This is a genomic window from Clostridioides sp. LIBA-7678 (assembly GCF_056716065.1).
This window is the reverse complement of sequence record NZ_CP196987.1, coordinates 490,493-508,491: the sequence shown is the minus strand read 5'-3', so window position 1 is coordinate 508,491 and position 17,999 is coordinate 490,493. Positions and strand designations below refer to the sequence as shown.

At 27.9% G+C, this 17,999-nt stretch carries 14 protein-coding genes; 5 read left to right on the top strand and 9 right to left on the bottom strand.

The window, feature by feature from the left end:
- Positions 1 to 360: 360 nt before the first annotated feature.
- Both ACTG46_RS02685 and ACTG46_RS02680 read right to left on the bottom strand, forming a co-directional pair.
- Positions 361 to 3,078 carry a sensor domain-containing phosphodiesterase gene (locus ACTG46_RS02685; protein WP_479923547.1) on the bottom strand — a complete coding sequence of 906 codons (2,718 nt, stop codon included), beginning with the start codon at positions 3,076 to 3,078 and terminating at the stop codon, positions 361 to 363.
- Positions 3,079 to 3,694: 616 nt separating this feature from the next.
- Complete coding sequence (locus tag ACTG46_RS02680; protein WP_479923546.1) at positions 3,695 to 5,743, bottom strand: penicillin-binding transpeptidase domain-containing protein; 2,049 nt, start codon at positions 5,741 to 5,743, stop codon at positions 3,695 to 3,697.
- A 372-nt stretch (positions 5,744 to 6,115) separates the two neighbouring features.
- On the opposite strand from ACTG46_RS02680, the gene ACTG46_RS02675 reads away from it, so the two are divergent.
- Complete coding sequence (locus tag ACTG46_RS02675) at positions 6,116 to 6,694, top strand: TetR/AcrR family transcriptional regulator (RefSeq protein WP_407963890.1); 579 nt, start codon at positions 6,116 to 6,118, stop codon at positions 6,692 to 6,694.
- Complete coding sequence (locus ACTG46_RS02670; protein WP_479923545.1) at positions 6,687 to 7,346, top strand: CatA-like O-acetyltransferase; 660 nt, start codon at positions 6,687 to 6,689, stop codon at positions 7,344 to 7,346. Before ACTG46_RS02675 ends, ACTG46_RS02670 begins: the two co-directional genes overlap by 8 nt.
- A gap of 118 nt (positions 7,347 to 7,464) precedes the next feature.
- Here ACTG46_RS02670 and ACTG46_RS02665 read toward each other — a convergent pair whose 3' ends face one another.
- From ACTG46_RS02665 to ACTG46_RS02645, 5 genes are all read right to left on the bottom strand, one after another.
- A complete protein-coding gene (locus ACTG46_RS02665) occupies positions 7,465 to 8,514 on the bottom strand; it encodes an ABC transporter permease (protein ID WP_479923544.1) in 1,050 nt (349 codons plus the stop codon).
- The gene (locus tag ACTG46_RS02660) at positions 8,514 to 9,254 is read right to left on the bottom strand and encodes an ABC transporter permease (RefSeq protein ID WP_479923543.1); all 741 of its coding nucleotides are present in this window, start codon (positions 9,252 to 9,254) and stop codon (positions 8,514 to 8,516) included. Before ACTG46_RS02660 ends, ACTG46_RS02665 begins: the two co-directional genes overlap by 1 nt.
- A gap of 4 nt (positions 9,255 to 9,258) precedes the next feature.
- Positions 9,259 to 10,017, bottom strand: a complete 759-nt coding sequence (locus ACTG46_RS02655; RefSeq protein WP_479923542.1) for an ABC transporter ATP-binding protein — start codon at positions 10,015 to 10,017, stop codon at positions 9,259 to 9,261.
- Between the two features lie 100 nt (positions 10,018 to 10,117).
- Complete coding sequence (locus tag ACTG46_RS02650) at positions 10,118 to 10,843, bottom strand: PadR family transcriptional regulator (protein ID WP_479923541.1); 726 nt, start codon at positions 10,841 to 10,843, stop codon at positions 10,118 to 10,120.
- 103 nt (positions 10,844 to 10,946) lie between these two features.
- Positions 10,947 to 11,552, bottom strand: a complete 606-nt coding sequence (locus tag ACTG46_RS02645) for an MBL fold metallo-hydrolase (protein WP_167639797.1) — start codon at positions 11,550 to 11,552, stop codon at positions 10,947 to 10,949.
- Positions 11,553 to 11,731: 179 nt separating this feature from the next.
- Here ACTG46_RS02645 and ACTG46_RS02640 point away from each other — a divergent pair, with 179 nt between their 5' ends.
- From ACTG46_RS02640 to ACTG46_RS02630, 3 genes are all read left to right on the top strand, one after another.
- Positions 11,732 to 12,370: a TetR/AcrR family transcriptional regulator gene (locus tag ACTG46_RS02640; protein WP_054268980.1), complete on the top strand. Its 639-nt coding sequence runs from the start codon at positions 11,732 to 11,734 to the stop codon at positions 12,368 to 12,370.
- Between the two features lie 112 nt (positions 12,371 to 12,482).
- Positions 12,483 to 13,145, top strand: coding sequence for a response regulator transcription factor (locus tag ACTG46_RS02635; protein ID WP_479923540.1), 663 nt, complete (start codon positions 12,483 to 12,485; stop codon positions 13,143 to 13,145).
- Complete coding sequence (locus tag ACTG46_RS02630) at positions 13,145 to 14,326, top strand: sensor histidine kinase (RefSeq protein ID WP_479923539.1); 1,182 nt, start codon at positions 13,145 to 13,147, stop codon at positions 14,324 to 14,326. Before ACTG46_RS02635 ends, ACTG46_RS02630 begins: the two co-directional genes overlap by 1 nt.
- A gap of 193 nt (positions 14,327 to 14,519) precedes the next feature.
- On the opposite strand, the gene ACTG46_RS02625 is transcribed toward ACTG46_RS02630, so the two are convergent.
- Positions 14,520 to 17,180, bottom strand: coding sequence for an ABC transporter permease (locus ACTG46_RS02625; protein WP_479923538.1), 2,661 nt, complete (start codon positions 17,178 to 17,180; stop codon positions 14,520 to 14,522).
- A complete protein-coding gene (locus ACTG46_RS02620; RefSeq protein WP_054275778.1) occupies positions 17,177 to 17,860 on the bottom strand; it encodes an ABC transporter ATP-binding protein in 684 nt (227 codons plus the stop codon). Before ACTG46_RS02620 ends, ACTG46_RS02625 begins: the two co-directional genes overlap by 4 nt.
- Positions 17,861 to 17,999 lie beyond the last annotated feature (139 nt).

Here is a 17,999-nt window from a genome sequence, read left to right as displayed (position 1 = left end):
CAAGAGTTATTATGTAAGCATAGAAGATAGTAAAACTAGCTTAAAAACATAATATAATACCCTATACGAAATAGTGGCAACTCTCCCTCACATCCTCAATTGTTGCCACTATTTTAATTTTTTGTATGATAACATGTGATATGTCTAAAAAAATCAACAGAAAAATCAATATCGTATCTATTCAGAAAAACCATATTATTATAATCTTTTCTTGCTAATTATTTATTCAATTTATTAATTTTTATTTTAATTAATGTGTTCTACTTGATTTTATTATAATTAACCTGATTTTTTATCTAAAACTTGTCCATCAATTTTATCAATAACATGAAAATACATATTCATAATAAAAAAAGTCATCTAACTCAATAGATGACTTTCTATTAGATAATTATTTTCAAATTCGTCGATTGGTATAGGCTTGCTAAATAAATATCCTTGTGCTGTCTCTACTCTACATTGTAATAGCGTAGAAAATTGTTCCTCAGTTTCAATTCCTTCAGCAACCATATAAATATTTAATTTATGACATATTCCTGTAATATATTCCATAATCACCTTTGTTCTAGGATTCGATACAATATTATCAATTAGACTCTTATCTAATTTCAATATATCAAACTCAACTTCAGAGAGCAGTGCTAAATTTGCATTCTCAGTTCCGAAATCATCAATTGCAATAGCAAAACCAACATCTCTTAAATCTGATATGATTTTTTTCACATCAAGATGATTCTCATCATGTACTCTTTCTGTTATTTCAATTTTTATGTATTTGGTAGGAACTTGATAAGCCTGACAGGTTGACACTAAACAATTCACAAATTCTGGTGTTTCTAGTGATTCTTCTGAAAAATTTATAGATATTGGAACGATTGGAACATCATTATCAATCCAATTTCTAAATTTTTTACAAATAGATTCAAATACATAGAAGTCTATTTTACTTAATAGTCCAGATGCTTCTAATATAGGAAGAAAATTATTTGGAGCTACAAGTGAATTAGAATTATCCAAATAACGTATAAGTGCTTCTGCACCCACAACTGAACGGTCTGAGAAAGAAATTTGAGGTTGTAAATAAACGAGAAAACGATTGTTTTGTATTTCTCTTTCAAGAACCTCAGGTTTGCTTAAATGTAACATTTCATCACTATGATGTCGATATCTCTGAGAAACAGAGTGTTTACGATAAAAAGCTTTTTTATCTTCATACATTTCTGCATCTGCATTTTTTATTATTTCTCCTATGTCATCAACTGTATTCGCCCAATATGACCCTATAGCAACTTGGCAAGTAGGTCTTTTTCTAAACTCTCCTTTTAATTCTATTATTTTCTTACTAAAAACTTCTTCTTCAATTTCACGACAAATAATTACAAATTCATCTCCACCTAAACGGTAAAAATCAGAATAATGAAACACCAGTTTCATTCGTCTTGCACATTCTATTAATAACTTATCTCCCATCTCATGCCCATATTTATCATTGATATCCTTTAAACCATTCACATCTAAATAAATAATTCCTATAGAAATATCAACTTTTGTAAGTGATTGCGAATCTTCCATAAATCGATTTCTGTTATAGAATGAAGTAAGTTTATCAATATAACTTAGTTTTGATAATTGCTCCTGAGTTTTAGAATGTTGACTGGCAAGGGAAATAAAGTAGCAAAGTGTTTGAAGTAATGATGCAATATTCATAATTTTATCTGGAGGTGGATTATCAACGCCTAAATAACCTATGAGTTCTCCATTATGTTCTAATGGTGCTACAACAAGACTAGTAATAGATTGATTATGTAATATTTGGTATTCTCCTGGTGATGTAGATTTAATCTCTTCTAAATCTTTTATAACTATACATTCCTTATTATTAAAATATGGAATCCATCGCTCAATAGTAGATAGTGGAAGATCTTGTAGATAGCTTTTTTGCGACAAGATATGCTCATCACACCATTCATAATCATTATACATTAGACCATCTCGAATATAAATAATATATGAACGGTCAGCAGATAGAAAACTTCCTAACTTCTCAAGCACAGATATAGTTGCTTTTTCAATGTCGCTATCTCTATATAAAATATCTACACAATCTGTAATTATTTTTTCAGCCTCAAGTGTAAATCGTAATTTTATTTTCTCTTCTTCTGATTTTGTGGTATCAAACGCAATCTCCATTCTTGCTGGCTTACCTTCCCATTCAATTAAACGGTCTTTTAACAGATAATGACGACCTGTTACTGGATTCGTAAATTCCCAGGTATAATTTTCACTTTCTTTTAAATAAGGATTTGTACAAAACTCACAAGGTTCATCTTTTTCCTGTAGTACTTTATAACATTTCTGCCCTTTTATTTGGTCAACCTTAAAACTTTCAATACCTGCCTTATTTAAAAATAATAAATCATAAGTCTCTAAATCACTGATATATAAAAGCTCTGAAATATCATTCATTGGAGCCTGTAAGTCTTCAGCTAATTGAATAAGACGTTCTCTTTTTCTCTGATTATCCTCTTCTGCTAGTTCAAGTTTCTTTTGTAAAATATCTTGTTTAGTATCATACATATAAATAAAAATAATCAATAAAGCAAATGAAAGATTTAAAACAATCAAAACATTTTCAGCTGAAGAAACTTTACTCTCGCTAAATTTTTCAGCAGATAAAACTGTCTTGTCTGCTAAATCAAAAAAGTCTTCACTATCTTTATAAAGTGTAGTGCTTTTTCCTCCATTACGAACAATATATATTTCTTGCTTTAAACGTTCCCATTCTCTTTCCATTTGAATCATGCTGGTTTGAAAGTCACTATCATCTACATAAGCAATATTATACACACCACTTCTACCTTGAAGTTGCTGAATAATATCATCTAATTTTTTTATCAATTTATCATTTGGCTGATGATTCAATTCTTGTTTAATTAGACGTTGTGTTGCTCCACGTACAATACCAGCATAATTAATTACTCTGGCATTCCCTTGCAAATTGTAGACCAAGTAAATAGATATTAGGCTGGAAAAAAGAAGCCCCATACTTAAAGTGATTAGAAATCTTTTTCTTCTCATACAGTCCCCCCTTCAGTTTCATCTAGGAATAAAAAAGTTTTTTCTAATTTCTTCTGATAACTTTAAATTATTTATTAAAAATATATAATTTCTTTGTATATAGATACCTCTAAAATTAGTTATCATTGTTCATTATACTCCTCTATTTACCTTTCTTCAACAATAAATGCCTCTCTTCTTTTAACATTTTTTTAATAGTATTAATATTATATAACATTATATATTTGTTATTATATGGAAATAATTATGATTTTTTAATAATGTATTATCTATTTTATTTCTATCTTCATAATCAACTATACTAGGTATTATAATCCATTATTTTGCCTATGGTTAAATTTCTAAAAAAACTTATTTAATGAATCTTTTAATGCATATACTTTATCTTTCATGTTCAAATTTATTCAATATTAAATTTTAAAATATAGATTAAAAAATAATTAATAAAAAGTAACATATAAAAACTAAAAAAAGAAGTTGAACTTAAAATTTGATTAAGAAAAACAATTTTAAGACAACTCCTTTAATTACTTTAAAGTTTACCAAGAAATCATAAAATAATTCACATAAAATACAATTCTTAAGTGAATAAGATTAATCCTAAAATTAAGAAAAATTAATCTTCAAATATTGATTTAACAATAGGTATAACATAATGGCTTCCTCCACGATTCTTTACATCTTCAACCATAGCAATTGCCAGATACTGTTTATCACTATTTTCATCTACAGTAAAAGCATTGAACCATCCAAGTTCTGTCCCTGTAATATCATCTTTAGATGCTTTAATTTCTGCTGTACCAGTTTTACCAGCAATAGTAATTCCCTTAGTCATAGCACTATGACCAGTACCATTAGGATTTTCAACAACTTGAATCAAATCATCACGAATAATTTTTACAGACTGTTTGGAAAATACACCTTTCTTCCAAAATTCAGCATGTGAATTATCTTTAAATTCAAGGTATGGCTTTATCATATCTCCATTATTTACAAAAGTTGAATACATTGATGCCATATGTACTGGGTTTACTAGAACCTTCCCCTGACCATATCCACTATCTGCTAATTGTATTTCAGTGTCAAATTTATCGTCAGTACCAAATCTTGAAGAAGATATTCCAAATTCAAATGGCATAGTTTCCTCAAAACCAAGCTTTAACAACTCTTTTGATAATGTATCTTCCCCTATTTTTAATGCTGCTTTAGCAAAATAAATATTGTCAGAATAAATTAATGCATTCTTCATATTTACAGTGTTACCATAATCTTTTAATGTAGTTACCTTATAGCTCCCCCAACTAGAATCTTTTTGCCAACTAAGACCACTGTGTCCAAAGTTTTCATTTGAATTAAGCTTTCCTGTCGTTAAACCAACACCAGCAGTGATTGGTTTAAAAGAAGACCCAGGACATAATCGTGCTTTAAATCTATTGTACATTGGTTTGTTTTCATTTTCATTGACTTCCTTCCATCTATCTTCTGACATCCCTAGTATAAATTCATTTGGATTGTATGATGGACTACTTACAAGGGATAAGATTTCTCCTGTTTTAGGATTCATAACTACTGCACAGCCTTTATCATTTTTCATTTGTTCATATAATTTACTTTGTAGTTTTGAATCTATAGTTAATTTTACATCTTCTCCATCTATTTTAGGCTCAGTTACTAGAGTTTTTTTCTTGTCTCCATATCTATCAGCTATAATAATCTCACATCCATCAATACCACGTATCCTGTCTTCCAGTAAACTCTCTAAACCAATCTTACCAATTATGCTATTAGAATTATATCTCTTACCTTCTTTTTCCTTTAATATCTCTGCATTTACATTTTGAACATATCCAGTTAGATGCCCAGCTTTTTCACCTAATGGATACTGTCTAACCTCTGTATTAGATATCTTAACTCCTGGGATACTAAGAAGTGAGTCTTGTAATGCTTTGTCTTCTATTTTTTCGATGGTTTTTATAGGTACCATTGAATTGTCTTTTACCCAAGATGCATTTAATTTCTTTTGAATTTGTTCAACTGGTATATTTAATAAAGTAGATAATTTTTTTAAGTCTTCTGTATTATCACTCATTTTTTCAGGAACTAGACCTATCATTGATGCAAGGCCTTGTCCTGCAATCATTACTCCATTTCGGTCTAAAATATTTCCTCTTTTGGCTTTAAGCTTTGATATTCTTATAGTATTATCTTCTTCAAGTTCTGGAAATATAACATCTGACTTCCATCTTATTCTATAATCTCCATCTTTATCTCTATTTAATGGCACTTCATTTGAAAATGAAATTTCTCCTGCTAAGGTATCCATCTTCGAATCGTATTTTATTATTTTGTCACTATCTTTTTCTTTTTTAACTTCATTAATCTTTACACTTATATTACGTGAATTAATTCCTTCATATATTTTTTTATTTCTTAAAATAAATTTTTCTTTTTTAATTTCTGATTTACTCTTTTCATCTAACAAGTCGTACATCTTTTCATATTGTCTTTCATTTGCAAAAGACATATATTGCTTAAATACTTCATCTGGTTTGCTTTTATTGAGTCCCTCTAATATGAATTTAGCTAAAAAACCAACAATAACTACAAGTAAACAAATTAGAAAACCAAAAATTATCATTTTTCTTGTTTTTTTATTTTTTCTCATACAAACCACCCTTATTATTTTATATATTACATATGTAAGTTTTATGTTTAAAGGAATCTTATGAACATAACTACTCTATACTTTTGTTATGTTTTTAAGTATATCCTAAAAATATGTAGGTAAATATATAATTGATAGTAACTTATATATTACACACGTAAGTTTTAAAAGTCAATAATATTATTACTATTTAATTACTCTTCATATCAATTTAAAAATAAATCATGCTTCTTGTATTGTCCAACCATTTTATAAATTAATATTATTTTATTGTACATTCACTTTATAGAGAATAAATCCGGCTTGACAAAACGACACATGTGTCTCATAATTAAAGTGACACTCATGTCGTTAATAAGGAGGTTAAAGCATATGCCAACAAAAGGAGAACAAACTAGACAATTTATTATTGATACATCAATAAGGTTATTTGCTGATAAAGGATATAGTGATGTAACAATGAAAGATATCTGTGAAGCATGTAATTTAAGTCGTGGTGGACTGTATAGACACTTTAATTCAACAAAAGAAATTTTTATTAATATACTAAATACTCATAAAGACGACTCTCAAAATTTATTAGATAAGGGTATCAAGGAAAATATATCAGCTAAACATATGCTAGAATATTTTTTACAGCAACAAAAAAATGATATAAAAAGTAAATATTGTGGTTTGAATTTTGCAATACATGAATTTGCTTTTGTAGAAAAGGACCAACGTGATTATATGAATAAAAGATATAATTCAGCTATCACAATGCTTTCAAATTTAATCGACTATGGACAATCTAAATGTGAATTTAAAAAATGCGACTCTAAAACAATTGCAATACACATAATGTTTTTATTTGATAGTATGAAAACATCTTCTCCTGTTTTAAAGATTACAAATGAAGATATTGATAATCAAATAAGTATTATAAAGGATATGGTGATTTCATATGAGTAAACGAGAATTCCATAAAATTGACTTACAAAAATGGGAACGATATACACATTTTTACTATTTTTCAAAAATGACAAATGTAGGATTTGATTTAACTATAGAAATAGACATTACTAATTTAATTAATGAAACGAAAGAAAGAAATATTAAATTTTACCCAGTATATTTATACATAATAACGACTTGCTTAAATCAATATAAAGAATTAAAAATTGCATATGATGAAGATGAACTTGGTTATTGGAGTACATTAACACCATTCTATGCAATCTTTCATGATGATGATAAGACTTTCTCATCAATATGGACAGAATATGATAAAGATTTTTCGATATTCTATGAAAATTATTTAGCTGATATTAAAGAATATGGAAAAAATTATGGTTTTCTAGCAAAACCAAATCCACCAAAAAACTGTTATACTGTTTCTTGTATTCCCTGGATTAGTTTTAAGAGTTTTACTGTGCATAATCATGGTCTTGAAAATTATTTTTTCCCTACGATTGAAGCAGGTAAATACTATCAAAAAGATGAAAAAATACTTCTCCCTCTTTCTATAACAGTTCATCATGCATCTACTGATGGATACCATGTAAGTTGCTTTATTGATGACATACAAAAAATGTGCTTTGATACTAAGGAATGGTTATACTAAAAATTTATATTTTGGATTTAGAATGTCAGTAAAATGATTAGATACAATAATAAAAGCCAATAACCTTTGAAAATTAGAGATTATTGGCTCTTTTGTATTATACAAAGTTTTATATTAGTCAATTATTATGACTCAAGTATTTGCTTCTTTTAGTAAACTTCATAGCTAATAAAGATAAAACTAATGTCATGGCTATTAAAATGAAAATATAACCCATATTAAAAAAACTTCCTTTTCTCTCTTCCACATAAGTCACAAAACTAATAAACCATCGTATTGGACTTATAATGCTAATATTTTGTAACATTGTTGGCATTTTCTCAATTGGAATAAATGAACCACCAATAAGTGATACTATAAGGGCTATACATGTAGAAAATAAATTTGCATACATTTCTTTATTGAATAAAGAAGATACAAATGTTCCAAAAGAAGTTGCTAAAGCTGATACCAAAATTCCTAAACAAACCAAGTCTATATAATCCATGCCAATATCAACCTTAAATAACTTAATTATAGATATTGAAACTAAGTACTGAAAATATGTTACTGTAAAATTATATAACATATTTCCTAACACATATCCTTTTATATTTTGTGGAGAATATAGTACTCTTGTAAATGTACCTGAGTTTTTATCTTTGATAATCATTGATGCTGTTACAGTGGATGTTATCATCAGAAATAATACGATAAATGCAATTATTCTTTGTAATATACCTAAGGTATTTTCTTCTAGTTCACTTATATCTATAGGAGTTGGGTCTTTTTTATATCTTTCTATTAAATACTTTAATATATCATTCGTATTTTTATCTTTTACAGAATATAACTTAAAATCACTCTTATTAAAATGTATAACAGCTGAATACTTCCCAGTTATAATATCAGTTTTAACTGTTTTAAGGTCTGCAATCTCTACATTGATTCCTTGAGTATTTTTTAAAGCTATTATTGTATTATCATATATTCTTTTTTCAGATTCGCTTAGGAGTTGTTCGTTTTTGTAATCATTTAAAATACCAATATTGAAAGATGGTTTACTTATGTAATTTGCCAATATCCCAAGTATTACTACAATTATAGGGAATAAGATTGTAACTAAGAAAACTAATCTCTTATTCATACTTCTTTTTAAATTATTATTAAAAATGTTTATTAAATTCACTATATAAAAACCTCCTTTTTGAAAAATTTAATTGTAAGTATTGTTATAAATATACTTGTGACTATAAATATGCATGATATATTAAAAAGGAGATGCAAGTTATTATCATATATACAAGCAACTATAGCTCTATTAATCCATGTTAATGGTGATATATTTATTATTAATGAAATAGTTGAATTTAATGAGCTAACTGGAAAAAATACTCCTCCTAAAAATCCAAAAATCACTATTGGTATATTAATGATATTACGTAACATATCTAAATTTTTACAAACAAATCCCAAAAACAATCCAATGGATGATACTACAATTGATTCACATGTCAAAAGAAAAATAACAGCTAAAAATTTTCCACCAAAACTCATATGAAAAATATCTATTAACAAAAATAAAGTTATCAAATTGCATAGTGAAAGTATTATTGTACAAGAGAAGAGTTTTGAAAGAACTAAGTTTGCTACTGAAATAGGAGAAATCATATAACGATATGATGTATTTGAAACTTTTTCATCCTGTGCTGCATATGAAACACTAATGATTCCCATAAAAACACAAAATGGTATTGTAACAATGGTATAATAATTGTATGATGTAAATTCCTCTCCATAAGATTTTGATGTTAAATATCCTAATAGTATGATGATGATTACTGGAAAAACAATATTATAAGATAAAATAAAAAAATCTTTACTTCTTCGTTTCACTCCTAATTTGAACAATGGTAAAAAATATCTCATCTATTTATTCCTCCAAATCTCTTAAGTCTGTACCTGTAATATGTAAAAAAATATCTTCTAATGTCTTACAACCAAATTTAAAATATTTGCTTTTATATAAGTTTTTATCTAAATCTTCTATAATCACTCCTTTGTCTATTAAAACAATTCTATTGCATAAGATTTCAATTTCTTCCATATAGTGACTAGTATATATAACTGTTGTACCATTAGCATTAATATCTTTAATTGCCTCCATAATTTTATTTCTTGATTGAGGGTCAATACCTACTGTTGGCTCATCCATAATAAGGATTTTAGGGCTATGTGAAATTGCACAGGCTATGTTGAGCCTACGTTTCATCCCTCCTGAAAATTTTGAAGGAAACTCCTTATGTATCTCCCAAAGTCCAACAAACTCTAAAGCTTCTTTAGTTCTATTTTTAAGTTCTCTACCTCTAAATCCATATAATGAACAAAAAAATTTAACATTATCATATGCACTTAAATCTTCATATATAGCTAATTCCTGTGGTACAACACCAAGTGAACGCTTAAAATCATTTTTTTGATTATATATATTTTTTCCTTCATAATATATGTTTCCAGCATCAGGTGACACAATCGTTGTAAACATATTTATAGATGTGCTTTTTCCTGCTCCATTTGGTCCAATAAAACCTAAAATATCTCCTTCGAATACCTTGAAGCTTTCTCCTGATATAACTTCCTTGTCCTTATACTTCTTAGATATATTTTCAATCTCCAATAATACATTACTCATTTATAAACCTCCCAAGTATTTAACCAATATTATATATCCAATATTGTATATATTATTTTTTTAAAACACGAGTATTTTACTCGTGTTATTATAATAAAATTTAATGCTTATTTTTTAATTTTAATATTATTTTATCTATGTTCTCTATAGCTTTATCTGGGTTATCAATTATTTCATCTCTAAGTCTCTGGACTTCTAGTAATTCATTTGTTATCTCAGATGTAAATAAAAAATCCTCTTCTATATTTGAAAAATCTATAGATTTAATTATATTTTGCGTCTCACAACCGACAGACACATACTTATCAAGATTATTTAATATTTCTTCATGCCATAGAATTTGATAATTTAGATTATCTATTGTCATATCAAATGCAATCTTTTCTGTTGCAAGACTCTTTTTATCAATTTTTTTAATCTCTTTCCAATTTTCCCAATACTTCTTCTGTTCTATCAAATATTTTATATGCTTTTCAAGATTCTTTTGTAAAATATCCTTAGGTAAGACATCCAAAATATTATGTAATAGGAATTTATTTGAACCTGTTGGTACTATTGGCGTCTGAAGTTCTTTTTGTATTTCTTCCTTTAACTCTAATTTGCCACTTTGGGTAATCTCATAGATTTTACGAATTCTAGCACCAGTTTTTTCTTCTCTTAAAACCCTAACTGCTCCATCTTTTTCTAGTTTTGTCAACGCATAGTATATTGACCCAGACTGTATTTTAGTCCATCTATCTGCACCAGACACCTGTAGAAACTTCTGAATTTCATACCCATGTGTTGGTTTAATATTTAGATAATATAAAATTAAAGTGCGTATCATAAAATTCACCACCTATACTCTATCTTGGATATCATATTATCACCAATATTGGATATAGTCAATAGATAATACAGGATATACCTATTATAGATTGTTATTTTTGTTACTTAATGCAAGGAGTTCCATGAGACATACATATCCATTCATATTTAAAATTATTTAATTCTTTTATAGATTTCATCATCTTTTCAGAATCCCAATTCCAAAGATTAGGATAAGGAATTATATTCCCATTCTTATTTTTAACTAAATCTCCTGCAAATAATACATCTTCAAAAACCATACACACATGCCCTGGAGTATGACCTGGAGTATGGATAATTTGTATATTTCCAATCTTCATATTTTCTTCATAAGGTTCAATATCCTTAATAATTCTTCTCGAAATTGTCTTTCCTATAAACTTTTTGAATCCAGGTCTATCCTTCTCTCCTATAATAAAAGGTATATCTTCTATATGAGCCCACACTTTCGCTCTTGTCTGTTCTTTTAGCAACTTAACATTAGATATATGGTCAACATCATGATGTGTTAGTAAAATATGTTTAATATCTGTAAGTTTAATTCCAAGTGTTTTTAATTCTTTAATTATGCTCTTCCCCATAAAAGGAAGTCCTGTGTCTATAAGAGTAAGCTCTTTATCAAACACAATAAAACAATTTGAACCACGAGTACTATCTAACATTAATACATTTTCTGTTATTTTCATAAATAAATTCCCCCTATTTAGTCTTTTGCCTATATAATTAATTAGTGAAGTTATAAATATCTATAAGACTTAATATCAATTTTATTTTCATAAAAGTATACCATCAGTATATAAATATATCATAATTACACAAGTATACCACCGGTATACATTATTATCAATAGAAAGGAATAATTTATATGTCAGAATTATCAAGAAGAGATAAAGAAAAATTACAAAAAGAAAACGAGATTATTGATAAGGCAGAAATATTATTTTGCCTTAATGGCTTTGATAATACAACTATGAATGAATTGGCAAAAGAAGTTGAATATACTAAACGTACTATATATAAATATTTCTCATGTAAAGAAGATTTATTTTTTGCTGTCGTTTTAAGAGGATATGAGAGACTTTGGAATAGTATTGAAATAGAAAATGTAAAGGGTAAAACAGGATTTGAAAAAATAAAATTTTCATACTTTGCATTTTATAAATTTTATTGTACTAATCCCTCACTTCTATCTCTTATGGGTATGATTGGTGCTGTACAATCGAGAAACTCAGATACAGAGATACCATTTAAGAATAAGTTTTTTTCTTTTAACAAATTTATGTTTGACGAAATCCAAGCAATGTTTGAAGTTGGAAAAAATGATGGAAGTATTAGATATGATATTGAAATACCTACTCTTATGTATTCATCAATATTTACCCTCACAGGATTTTTTAATTTATTATCTTTAACAGGAAAATCGTACCTAGATAATTTTAATATAGATGAAGAGAAATTTATTGAAACAACACTTTCTCTTTTGATAAATTCACTTAAAGTTTAGAAGTTTATAAATTAAACTTTATATTACTTAAATGATACTTTTCCTATCTTTAATATGAAAAAATATTAAAGATAAAATTAAGAATTTAAACTGATGAAAGGATTAAAAGTAAATGGCTAAAATACTACTTCTGGAAGATGATGATACAATTACATTTGGGATAAAAACTTCTCTTGAAAAGAAAAATCACACAGTATGTTGTTATAATACTATTGCTGAAGCGAAGAAAAACTTTGATAGAACTATTGATTTGGTTCTACTTGACTTAAATTTACCTGATGGTATTGGATATGAATTTTGTCAATATGTTAAAAGTATAGAAGATACTCCAGTAATATTTTTGACTGTTCGTGATGATGAAAAAGACATTATACATGGATTAGATATGGGTGCAGATGACTATGTGGTTAAGCCATTTTTACTTTCAGTACTCCAATCTAGAATTAATGCAGTTCTTAGAAGAACTCATCCTGATATTAACAATACTATTACATGCAAAAATATAAAATTGAATAAAGTTGAAGTCAAAGTATATTTAGATAATGTTGAAGTACTTTTGACAGCAGGAGAATATAAGCTCCTTTTAAGCTTGATGGAAAATAAGAATAAAGCTATGACTCGCACAAAGTTATTAGAAATGCTATGGGACGTAGATGGCAACTTTGTCAATGACAATACCCTTACTGTTACAATAAAACGTCTTAGGGAAAAATTAAAAAATCCACCTTGTATAAAAACATTGAGAGGCATAGGATATAGAATGGAGGATAATTAGTGAAAACTCCAAGAGACATCAATAATACAGCTGTGTTTATATTATTCTGTTTCGCTATAACTGTTTTGTTAAGTGTAATTCTAACAACTATAACTTCTTTTGATGAATATAAAATGATGTCTAAAGCTATTGGTGCATCATATGAGTTCAATCCTAAGTCTACAGAACATATACTAAAATCTCTAAAAGATTCAGGTGATAATAACCTTAACATTGGAAATGAGATTTTATTAAAGCATGGATACTCTAAAGGTACATTTTGGAGTAAAAACTTTTTTTACTTTTTCGTGGTTTCTTTTATTATAATTTCAACAATAGCTCTAGTTGTATATATACTTAAACATAAACAAAATATACAAAAAATGAATAGAATAAACAATCTTACTAGATACTTAGAAAAAGTAAACTCAGGAAAAGAGTCTGTGCTTTTACGATGTGAAGATGAATTTTCTCACCTTGAAGATGAGATATACAAAACAGTAGGAGAGCTTCGTTGTTCAAAGGAATTTGCTTTAAAAGAAAGGCAGACCCTTTCTGATAATCTTGCAGATATTGCACATCAGCTTAAGACTCCAATTACTTCTATGTCACTTATGGCACAACTACTTTCAGAAAGTTGCTCTGATGAGGAAATAGATTATATTCATAGACTTACAAACCAAATCTCAAGACTTGAGAGATTAGTTTCATCTTTACTTATATTATCAAAATTGGATGCAAGTACTTTAATATTTGAAAGAAAACTTATAGATGTACATTCTCTACTCACTTATGCAGTTGAGCCTATAGAAGATTCTTTAAAAGAAAAACATCAAACACTTTCTATAGAAAGTTGCGATTCAGTAGAATTTGAAGTTGATATTAATTGGACTTTAGAAGCTCTTTTGAATATTTTCAAAAATTGTAGTGAACATATAGAAAATGGTGGACATATTATTGCTTACTACAACAAAAATCCTCTATATACTGAAATTATTATAGAGGATAATGGTAATGGATTTTCTCAGGAAGAACTCCCATATATTTTTAATAGATTTTATCGTGGTAAAAATGCTAATAAGGATAGTATTGGTATAGGACTTGCTCTATCAAGGTCTATTATAGAACGTCAAAATGGAACTCTGCATGCAGAAAATTGTCATAATGGTGGTGCAAGGTTCATAATTAAATTTTACACATAAAAGACTGGATTATAGGTAAAATCCTATAATCCAGTCATATTTATATCCTATCTATTATTTAAACAATATATTTCTATTTATATTTCATACTTTATTAAATAAATCAGATTTTATTAAATAAATAATAGAACCATACCTATACTTATCAATAGTCTTAAGGTGTTATTCTTAAATTAATTCAGATAACTTTTATTTATATTGTTTCATTTTTTATAGATTCTACTATATTTTCATTCTTTAATTGCTTATATCCTATCATATATGATGATATTACAATAAAAAGTATCAATACAGTAAAACCTATTATTGTAGATAAAGGTGCAAATGGTAAATACTCTATAAAGTGTATTTCATTTATACGTAGAAAAATATACACTATTGCTATTTGTACAGGAATACTGAGTAATAATGGTGTAATTCCTAAAAATAATCCTTCTAAAGCAAGCATCTTTTTTATACCATCTAGTGATAATCCAACAGAACGTAACATGGCAAACTCTTGTCTTCTGCTTCTAAGATTCCCTGACACTGTGGCCAATACATTAGATAATCCAATCATAGCCAACAATCCTGTAATGAAGCTCACTATTAAATTCATAGTCTTTCTTCCACTAGCATCTTTTTCTCCATTTTCTACAACATCCTCAATACTATAATCTCCAGACCCGTAAGCTTTATTATAAATAGACTCTAATTTTTCTCTTACTTTTGGGATATCTTCACTATTATCTACTTTAAATAATCCCATCATATTATTTGAACGTAGTCTACCTTCTTCATTATAATTTTTAGATATTTCCTGCACTATAGACATTGGTACTATTTGAATTAATGTATATCTTGAATTAGTATTTATTATTTGAGGAAGCTTATTTGTAATAGCTCCCACTTTCATATTAAAAGTATAATCGCCTTTACCTTCATCAGATATTCTTTCATTTAATTTAAGATTGTCTCCTATTGAAAGATTTAAATAATCTATATATACTTTATCTCTTCGTGTACTACGATTAATATCTTCCTCTTTATTATATACAATTGAAGTTAGGTTTTCTGTATTGTAGAATATCTTCGGGTCTACAGAAATTTGTCTGCAATATTCTGTAAAACTCTTATCATCAAGTCCAATTATAGCTGAGTATATACGAAATTTACCATTACGTTCTATAGGAGAGTATTTTTTAGATGAAACTACACCTTTAAATCCACCATTTTCTGCAAGTTCTTTCGAGGCATCTTTTTCAGTTAACCAAGTAGCAGCAGACATTTTAAGATAACATAATGAACTCTTTACACCTTCTGTCTTACTTAGTTTTTCAATAAAAGCAGGCTCTACAGATTCTCCATTTGCTAAATGGATTGATATATCCCTTTGTTTTTCATAAGCGTCACTTCCATAGACAGCTTCTGCTCCTTCTTGGTTTGCGATTATATGCAAAAAACCTGTAAGCAATAGAAAAGATAGTGTTAAAGATATTGTTGCAGTACGATAGGATTTTTTACGTGCATGAAGTGCATTCATTGCAAGTTCTCCTTCTATACCAAATATCTTTCCTAGTGAATATTTATGTGATTTTTTTATCTTAATACTATCTCCTTGTCGTATTGCTTCTATAGGAGATATCTTTGATACTTTTCGTGCTGGTATAAGTGCAGAAATCCAGACTGTTATTATTGTAAGTAAAACTGCTGGTAAAAAAGCAGGAATACCATAAGTATATACCACACTTTGAGTACCTGTAGAAGAATTGATTGAATTAATATAAATTATAAGTCTATCACACAATAACCAGCCTAAAAATAAACCAATTGGCAGAGGTATAATAGTTAATAAAAAGCCTTCAAATAGCACAGATTTCCTAATTTGTTTTGGTGATGCACCAATGCTAGATAATATCCCTAATTGAGTAAGTCTAGCATTTGCTGATAATGAAAATGCATTGTAAATCACCATTACAAATACTGCTACTGTAAAAATTGCTATTGTAAAGTACATAATTGGAGTTGCAAATTTTTCTATACTATTCATAGATGCTTTCTGTTCTGGAGAAAATACTAACATCTTTAAAAGATAATTACTATTGTATTTAAGATTATATTTTCCATATTCGTTAGTTTTCCACCCCAATGACTTAGCAAGCTTTGGGAGTTCTTTATATGTATCTCGTATATTTTTAAATCGTAAGTACACAGTTATATTATCATTGGGTTTTATACTTTTTTTGTCCAAATATCCTAAAGCTGTGTATGCAGGTACAACTGATGATGTTGTAACATCCATTTTTCCTACTATTGTTAATGTTATTTCTGAAGTTTTTTTAAAACTCTCACTTTTTGATTTTGGAGCTACAGGTTCAAGAGAATTTCCATTTAAAGTTCTATAACCTATTGGAATAGTAATCTTATCACCAATCTTTGTACTTGGATTACTTTCAAAGTACTGTTTTGAAAGTGCAATTTCATTAGCATTCTTTGGTTGACGACCTTCTAGTATAGTGTCTTTTTCTGGCATGGAGTTCCAGTATTCTGATGTAGCATTTCTATAAATTATATAATCTCTTTTGTCATTACTAATTTTCCCTACATACCATTGTCCTTTCACCATTACATCATCAACAGAAGAAAAATTTTCAATTAATGATAGGTCACTTCCATAGGTAGTATCAAATAATTCACCATGCCAGTTACCTTCTTTCTCTATTGAAAGTCTTACGAAATCACTCCACATCGTATACAACAGCCCACATAAAGAAGACATCATTGTTGTAGTAAGTAATATGGCTAACATTATGGCTATACTACTGCGTTTATTGCGACGTACAAAGTCTAAGGTGTATTCTTGAAGAATATTCATTTCTTCACCACCTTTTCAGAGACAATCACACCATCTTCCATAGTTACAATACGATTTGCTTCTAGTGCTATTTTCTCATCATGAGTAATAAGAAGTATTGTCTGATTAAATCGTTTATTTGATATATTCAGTAAGTCTACAATTTCTTCTGAATTTTTTCTATCAAGATTACCTGTTGGCTCATCTGCTAATAAAATAGCTGGTCTATAGATTAAACTTCTAGCTATAGATACTCTTTGTTGTTGTCCACCTGAAAGTTGACTTGGAAGATGATTTAATCTATCAGATAATCCTAGTATTGATACAATTTCAGAAAATCTCTCTTCATCCACTTTTCTTTTATCAAGTAACATCGGTAATAATATATTTTTTCTGACATCAAGAGTTGGTATAAGATTATAAAATTGATAGATAAGACCCACTTTTCTACGTCGAAAAACTGCTAGAGCTTCTTCTTTTAAACTTGCTATTTCTGTATCTTCAATATAAATTTTCCCAGATGTTGGTCTGTCTACTCCTCCAAGCATGTGTAATAATGTTGATTTACCAGAACCAGATGCTCCTACAATGGATACAAAATCCCCTTTTTGAACTGATAAATTCACATTATTTAAGGCTGTCACCCTAGTTTGATTTGAACCATATATTTTTGTGAGATTTTCACATTTTAGTATTTCCATATACAATCCTCTCCTTTATGGTTAAATTTTATCAACCTAAAATGACATTATAGTGACACAAATCTAAATATAAACAACTATTAAAATACCTGCTTTAATTAGGCAAATTATATTTTATAAACACATTTATATTTTAATT

Bases quoted from the DNA above. Each gene is read 5' to 3' on its own strand.
- ACTG46_RS02675 (WP_407963890.1), top strand. From the start codon at position 6,116: ATGCCAACAAAAGGAGAACAAACTAGACAATTTATTATTGATACATCA.
- ACTG46_RS02670 (WP_479923545.1), top strand. From the start codon at position 6,687: ATGAGTAAACGAGAATTCCATAAAATTGACTTACAAAAATGGGAACGA.
- ACTG46_RS02645 (WP_167639797.1), bottom strand. From the start codon at position 11,552: ATGAAAATAACAGAAAATGTATTAATGTTAGATAGTACTCGTGGTTCA.
- ACTG46_RS02680 (WP_479923546.1), bottom strand. From the start codon at position 5,743: ATGAGAAAAAATAAAAAAACAAGAAAAATGATAATTTTTGGTTTTCTA.
- ACTG46_RS02650 (WP_479923541.1), bottom strand. From the start codon at position 10,843: ATGATACGCACTTTAATTTTATATTATCTAAATATTAAACCAACACAT.
- ACTG46_RS02660 (WP_479923543.1), bottom strand. From the start codon at position 9,254: ATGAGATATTTTTTACCATTGTTCAAATTAGGAGTGAAACGAAGAAGT.
- ACTG46_RS02685 (WP_479923547.1), bottom strand. From the start codon at position 3,078: ATGAGAAGAAAAAGATTTCTAATCACTTTAAGTATGGGGCTTCTTTTT.
- ACTG46_RS02625 (WP_479923538.1), bottom strand. From the start codon at position 17,180: ATGAATATTCTTCAAGAATACACCTTAGACTTTGTACGTCGCAATAAA.
- ACTG46_RS02640 (WP_054268980.1), top strand. From the start codon at position 11,732: ATGTCAGAATTATCAAGAAGAGATAAAGAAAAATTACAAAAAGAAAAC.
- ACTG46_RS02620 (WP_054275778.1), bottom strand. From the start codon at position 17,860: ATGGAAATACTAAAATGTGAAAATCTCACAAAAATATATGGTTCAAAT.
- ACTG46_RS02655 (WP_479923542.1), bottom strand. From the start codon at position 10,017: ATGAGTAATGTATTATTGGAGATTGAAAATATATCTAAGAAGTATAAG.
- ACTG46_RS02635 (WP_479923540.1), top strand. From the start codon at position 12,483: ATGGCTAAAATACTACTTCTGGAAGATGATGATACAATTACATTTGGG.